Source organism: Mycobacterium sp., assembly GCF_035623875.1.
Lineage (GTDB): Bacteria > Actinomycetota > Actinomycetes > Mycobacteriales > Mycobacteriaceae > Mycobacterium.
This window is the reverse complement of the sequence record NZ_DASPSP010000273.1, coordinates 1-5192: the sequence shown is the minus strand read 5'-3', so window position 1 is coordinate 5192 and position 5192 is coordinate 1. Positions and strand designations below refer to the sequence as shown.

Annotated in this window: 8 protein-coding genes; 6 read left to right on the top strand and 2 right to left on the bottom strand. The window is 66.3% G+C overall.

Translation table 11 applies throughout. The features are described 5' to 3' along the window. On the top strand, positions 1-1154 hold a 1154-nt coding region (locus VEI45_RS22245; protein ID WP_324856694.1), incomplete at its 5' end, for a DNA translocase FtsK. Between the two features lie 7 nt (positions 1155-1161). On the opposite strand, the gene VEI45_RS22240 is transcribed toward VEI45_RS22245, so the two are convergent. Both VEI45_RS22240 and VEI45_RS22235 read right to left on the bottom strand, forming a co-directional pair. Continuing rightward, positions 1162-1605, bottom strand: coding sequence for a hypothetical protein (locus VEI45_RS22240; RefSeq protein ID WP_324856693.1), 444 nt, complete (start codon positions 1603-1605; stop codon positions 1162-1164). Between the two features lie 11 nt (positions 1606-1616). Beyond that, the gene (locus VEI45_RS22235; RefSeq protein WP_324856692.1) at positions 1617-2138 is read right to left on the bottom strand and encodes an amino-acid N-acetyltransferase; all 522 of its coding nucleotides are present in this window, start codon (positions 2136-2138) and stop codon (positions 1617-1619) included. A 167-nt stretch (positions 2139-2305) separates the two neighbouring features. On the opposite strand from VEI45_RS22235, the gene pgsA reads away from it, so the two are divergent. The 5 genes from pgsA to pspM form a co-directional block, all read left to right on the top strand. After that, positions 2306-2902 carry a CDP-diacylglycerol--glycerol-3-phosphate 3-phosphatidyltransferase gene (pgsA, locus tag VEI45_RS22230; RefSeq protein WP_324856691.1) on the top strand — a complete coding sequence of 199 codons (597 nt, stop codon included), beginning with the start codon at positions 2306-2308 and terminating at the stop codon, positions 2900-2902. After that, complete coding sequence (locus VEI45_RS22225) at positions 2880-3377, top strand: nicotinamide-nucleotide amidohydrolase family protein (RefSeq protein ID WP_324856690.1); 498 nt, start codon at positions 2880-2882, stop codon at positions 3375-3377. Before pgsA ends, VEI45_RS22225 begins: the two co-directional genes overlap by 23 nt. Positions 3378-3478: 101 nt before the next feature. Then, positions 3479-3802 (top strand): transcriptional regulator ClgR, encoded by a 324-nt coding sequence (gene clgR / locus VEI45_RS22220; RefSeq protein WP_324856689.1) that lies wholly within the window; start codon positions 3479-3481, stop codon positions 3800-3802. 92 nt (positions 3803-3894) lie between these two features. Further along, positions 3895-4722, top strand: a complete 828-nt coding sequence (pspA, locus tag VEI45_RS22215) for a phage shock protein PspA (protein WP_324856688.1) — start codon at positions 3895-3897, stop codon at positions 4720-4722. 20 nt (positions 4723-4742) lie between these two features. Further along, the coding region (gene pspM, locus VEI45_RS22210) for a phage shock envelope stress response protein PspM (protein WP_414687561.1) at positions 4743-5192 on the top strand (450 nt) is incomplete at its 3' end.

The window sequence follows — 5192 nt, the reverse complement described above, 5'->3', positions numbered from 1 at the left end:
CCCCGTCGACGCAACGTGACCACCACCCGCTGGTGATCGCGCTGGGCAAGGACATCGAAGGTGACTTCATCTCGGCCAACCTGGCCAAGATGCCGCATTTGCTGGTGGCCGGTTCGACCGGGTCCGGCAAGTCCAGCTTCGTCAACTCCATGCTGGTGTCGCTGCTGGCGCGAGCCACCCCGGAAGAAGTCAGGATGATCCTGATCGATCCAAAGATGGTGGAACTGACGCCGTATGAAGGCATTCCCCATCTGATCACGCCGATCATCACCCAGCCGAAGAAGGCCGCCGCGGCGCTAGCCTGGCTCGTCGAGGAGATGGAACAGCGCTACCAGGACATGCAGGCGTCGCGGGTGCGCCACATCGACGACTTCAACGAAAAGGTGCGATCCGGCGCCATCACCGCGCCACTGGGCAGCCAGCGCGAATACCGGCCCTACCCTTACGTGGTCGCGATCGTCGACGAGCTGGCCGACCTGATGATGACTGCGCCGCGCGACGTCGAGGACGCCGTCGTGCGGATCACCCAGAAGGCCCGCGCTGCCGGCATCCACCTGGTGCTGGCCACCCAGCGGCCGTCGGTCGACGTGGTCACCGGCCTGATCAAGACCAATGTGCCGTCCCGGCTGTCGTTTGCGACGTCGTCGCTCACCGACAGCCGGGTGATCCTGGACCAGGCGGGCGCCGAGAAGCTGATCGGCATGGGCGACGGCCTGTTCCTGCCGATGGGCGCGAGTAAGCCGATCCGGCTGCAGGGAGCGTTCATCACCGACGAGGAGATCCACGCCGTCGTCGCCGCCTGCAAGGAACAGGCCGAACCTCAGTACACGGAGGGCGTCACCACCGCCAAGCCCACCGGCGAACGCACCGATGTCGACCCCGATATCGGCGACGACATGGACGTGTTCCTGCAGGCCGTGGAGCTGGTGGTGTCCAGCCAGTTCGGTTCGACATCGATGCTGCAGCGCAAACTTCGGGTCGGGTTCGCCAAAGCCGGCCGGTTGATGGATCTGATGGAGACCCGCGGGATCGTCGGCCCCAGCGAAGGGTCCAAAGCCCGCGACGTGCTGGTCAAGCCCGACGAGCTGGCCGCGACCCTGGCGTCCATCCGCGGCATTGGTGGCGGTGACGACGACGCGGAAGACGGCGAGTAGCGCGAAGCTAGGCGTCAGCTTCGAAGGCGCGGCCCTCGAGGGCGGCGAATACGCGGAGCGGGTCGAGATAGTCACGCCATTGGGTGACCTTGCGGGCCCCGATGGCGATCACCGAGATATACCTGTTGCTGTACGGGTGATCGTTGGCGACGGCCCTTCCCTCCGAGGAGTACTCGAGCACGACCGTCGACGTTGCCGGCGAGTGGTGCACTCGTAGGTCGTAGCAGCGGTTGAGGAAGAACGCCGACCCGTATCCGCGGAAGAGCTCGACGAGGTTGTCGCGGCCGACGACGTGGCGTGGGTAGCCGGGGACGGTGATGACGAAGTCAAATACCACGTCTTCGGCCAGCATCTCAAAGAAGTGCTTTCCGTCGACGAAACCCGCCAGACCCTCCTCGATGACCCGGAAGAACGGATCCAGGGCCCGGAAATCGTCCATGTTCTCGATCACTCGATGCACTCCTATAGAACCAGTAGCATCCGCGAGTTGCCCAGAATGTTGGGCTTGACGTAGCTCAGGTCGAGGAACTCGGCCACACCGATGTCATACGAGCGGCACATCTCCTCGTACACCTCGGCGGTTACCGGCGTCCCCTCGATCTCGGTGAATCCGTGCCTGCCGAAGAACTCGGTTTCGAATGTCAACACGAACAACCGCTGCAGCTGCAATTCGCGGGCCACGTCAAGGAGCTTGTCGACGATGGCATGGCCGATGCCCCGGCCGGTCACCGTGGGGGCGACGGCCACAGTGCGCACCTCGCCCAGATCGGACCACAGCACGTGCAACGCGCCGCAGCCGACCACCTCGCGCTGGTGTTCGGCCACCCAGAACTCCTGGACGGCTTCATACAGCGTCACCAGGTTCTTTTCCAGCAGGATCTTGCCGGCGTAGGTGTCGACGAGCCGCTTGATCACCGGCACGTCAGAGGTTCGCGCGCGCCGGATCACCAGCCGGTTGGCGGCTGGACCGCCCGGTGCGCTCACGGGTGCACAGTATCGGCTTCGGTGCCGACCCGCGACGATGCAGTGGGGGCACCCCAGCCGCGGAGCAGCGAGGGGGACGCGTAGCGCGATGAGGCGGGGGTACCTCCCGCTTGCTGGCGAGAGCGGGCAATCAGGTCCAGCAGCTCGACAACCGATATTCTGATGCCGTGTCGGGGCAGCCTCAAACCGGTCCGGCAGTCCCGCGCGTTCGCGTCACCAACCTCGCCAATGTGCTCACACTGCTGCGGCTGGTGCTGGTCCCGGTGTTCCTGCTGGTGCTGTTCGCCGGCAACGGCCACGAAACCGTCAGCCGCATCGCCGCTTTCGTGGTTTTCGCGGTCGCCGTCATCACCGATAAAGTCGACGGCGCGCTGGCGCGTAATTACGGCATGGTGACCGAATTCGGCACCATGGCCGACCCGATCGCGGACAAGACACTCATCGGCGCCGCGTTGATTGGGCTGTCGATGCTCGGCGATCTGCCGTGGTGGGTGACGGTGGTGATCCTGGCTCGCGAGGTCGGGATCACCGTCTTGCGGTTTGTCGTGCTGCGCCGCGGCGTCATCCCGGCCAGTCGCGGCGGCAAACTGAAAACCCTTGTGCAGGCGGTGGCGATCGGATTGTTCGTGCTGCCGCTGTCCGGATTGTGGCTGGTGGCTGCGTGGGTCGTGATGGCGATCGCGATCGTGCTGACCCTGGTCACCGGTGTGGACTACGTGTTGTCCGCCGCAAGGGATGTCCGTGGACGACCCGCTACTGACTGACGACGCCCGAGGGCTGGTAGCGGATTTGACGGTCCGCAATCAGAGCGTCGCCACCGCCGAATCGCTGACGGCCGGGCTGCTCGCCGCCACCCTCGCGGGGGTGGCCGGCGCCAGCGCGGTACTGCGCGGCGGCGTGATCACCTACACCGAGCACACCAAGGTCGCGCTGGCCGGGGTTGCGCCGCAGATTCTCGACGAGGTCGGGCCGGTGGCCGGCCCGACCGCCCGGGCGCTGGCCGTCGGCACGCGCCAGCGATGCGACGCCACCTGGGGCGTCGGTTTGACCGGTGTGGCCGGACCCGAGCCGCATGGCGGTCACGAGGTGGGCACGGTGTTCCTGGGGCTGGCCGGGCCCGATGACTACTCGGTCGTAGAGGTGGTCGAGCTGCAGTTCAGCGGAACGCGCTGGGATATCCGTATCTCGGCGGTGCGCGAGTCGATCAGCAGGCTGCGCGCCCTGGTTGCGGCAGCATGAACCCCACCCGAGGCCCGAAACCGCCGCGCGGGAACCAATGGCCGCGGGGCGGTCGTTGACCTGATGAACGGTCTCAGCTGAGCGGACTTAAGGAGAGCGCGATGCCGTCATTGCTGCGCGAGGTCCTCGGCGACGTGCTGCGTCGCGCCCGAACCAAACAAGGCCGCACGCTGCGTGAAGTATCAGACGCTGCGCGGGTCAGCCTGGGGTATCTGTCTGAGGTCGAGCGCGGTCGCAAGGAGGCCTCCAGTGAGCTGCTGAGCGCGATCTGCGACGCGCTGGATGTGCCGCTGTCCCAGCTGCTTGTCGTGGCGGGTGAACAACTGGCCAGTCGCGAGCACCCGGTCTCCCCGGCCAGCGCGACCAACATCGACGCCAGCACCAAGGTCGTCATTCCGCCGGTTGTGTCGATGGCCGTCGCCTAGCCGCGAAGCAAGGGTGTAGCAATCTGCGCGGAACCGATAAATTAGGCCTCAGGATGAGTGCAGACCTCTAGACACGAAGGCGGAGCTAATCCATGGCCAATCCGTTCGTCAAAGCGTGGAAGTACCTCATGGCGCTGTTCAGCTCGAAGATCGACGAGCACGCCGACCCCAAAGTGCAAATTCAGCAGGCCATCGAGGAAGCACAGCGTCAGCACCAAGCGCTGACGCAGCAGGCGGCGCAAGTGATCGGCAACCAGCGCCAACTCGAGATGCGGCTCAACCGACAGCTGGCCGACATTGAAAAACTTCAGGTCAATGTGCGGCAGGCGCTGACACTAGCCGATCAGGCCACCGCCGCCGGGGACACCGCCAAGGCCACCGAGTACAACAACGCTGCCGAGGCGTTCGCGGCCCAGCTGGTGACCGCCGAGCAGAGCGTCGAAGACCTCAAGGCGTTGCACGATCAGGCGCTCAGCGCGGCTGCTCAGGCGAAAAAGGCCGTCGAGCAAAACGCGATGGTGTTACAGCAGAAGATCGCCGAGCGCACCAAGCTGCTCAGCCAGCTCGAGCAGGCCAAGATGCAGGAGCAGGTCAGCGCATCGCTACGGTCGATGAGCGAAATCGCCGCGCCCGGCACCATCCCCAGCCTCGACGAGGTGCGCGAAAAGATCGAACGTCGCTACGCCAACGCGATGGGCGCGGCCGAACTTGCGCAGAACTCGGTCCAGGGCCGCATGCTCGAGGTCGAGCAGGCCGGCGTGCAGATGGCCGGCCACTCGCGGTTGGAGCAGATCCGCGCATCGATGCGCGGCGAGGCGTTGCCTGCCGGGGGGACGGCCGGCGACCGTGCGGCCAGCCCGGGCACTCCGGCGGCGGCCCCCAAAACTGCCCCCGCCGAGAAGCCCATCGGCCAGCAGTAGGCGAGCGGGGCGAAATGGCGATGGAGTCCGGTCGCGGCGCAGTGCGCGGCGGATCTTGGCGTGCACTGCTGCAGCGTGGTTTCGACACCGCCAACGATCTTTCCGACTTGGTGGCGCAGAAAATCAGCGCCGCCACCGATCCGCGGGCACGGTTGCTGCGCCAGCGCCGGCGCGCGCTGCGCTGGGGTCTGATATTCAGCGCCGGATGCGTGTTCTGGGGCGTGGTGACCGCGCTGCTGGCGGCCTGGGGCTGGTTCGCGTTGCTGCTGGTGATCACCGGTTCGATCGCGGTCGCGGAGGCGATTCCGGCGACGTTGTTGCTGCTTCGCTATCGCTGGCTGCGCGGGGAGCAGCTGCCCGCGCAGCGGCCCGCCAACACCCGACGACTGCCTCCGTCGAGTTCGGCCGCGCGGTCCGCGATGTCGGCGCTGGGAGCCTCCGAGCGCGGCTTCTTCTCGTTGCTGGGCGTC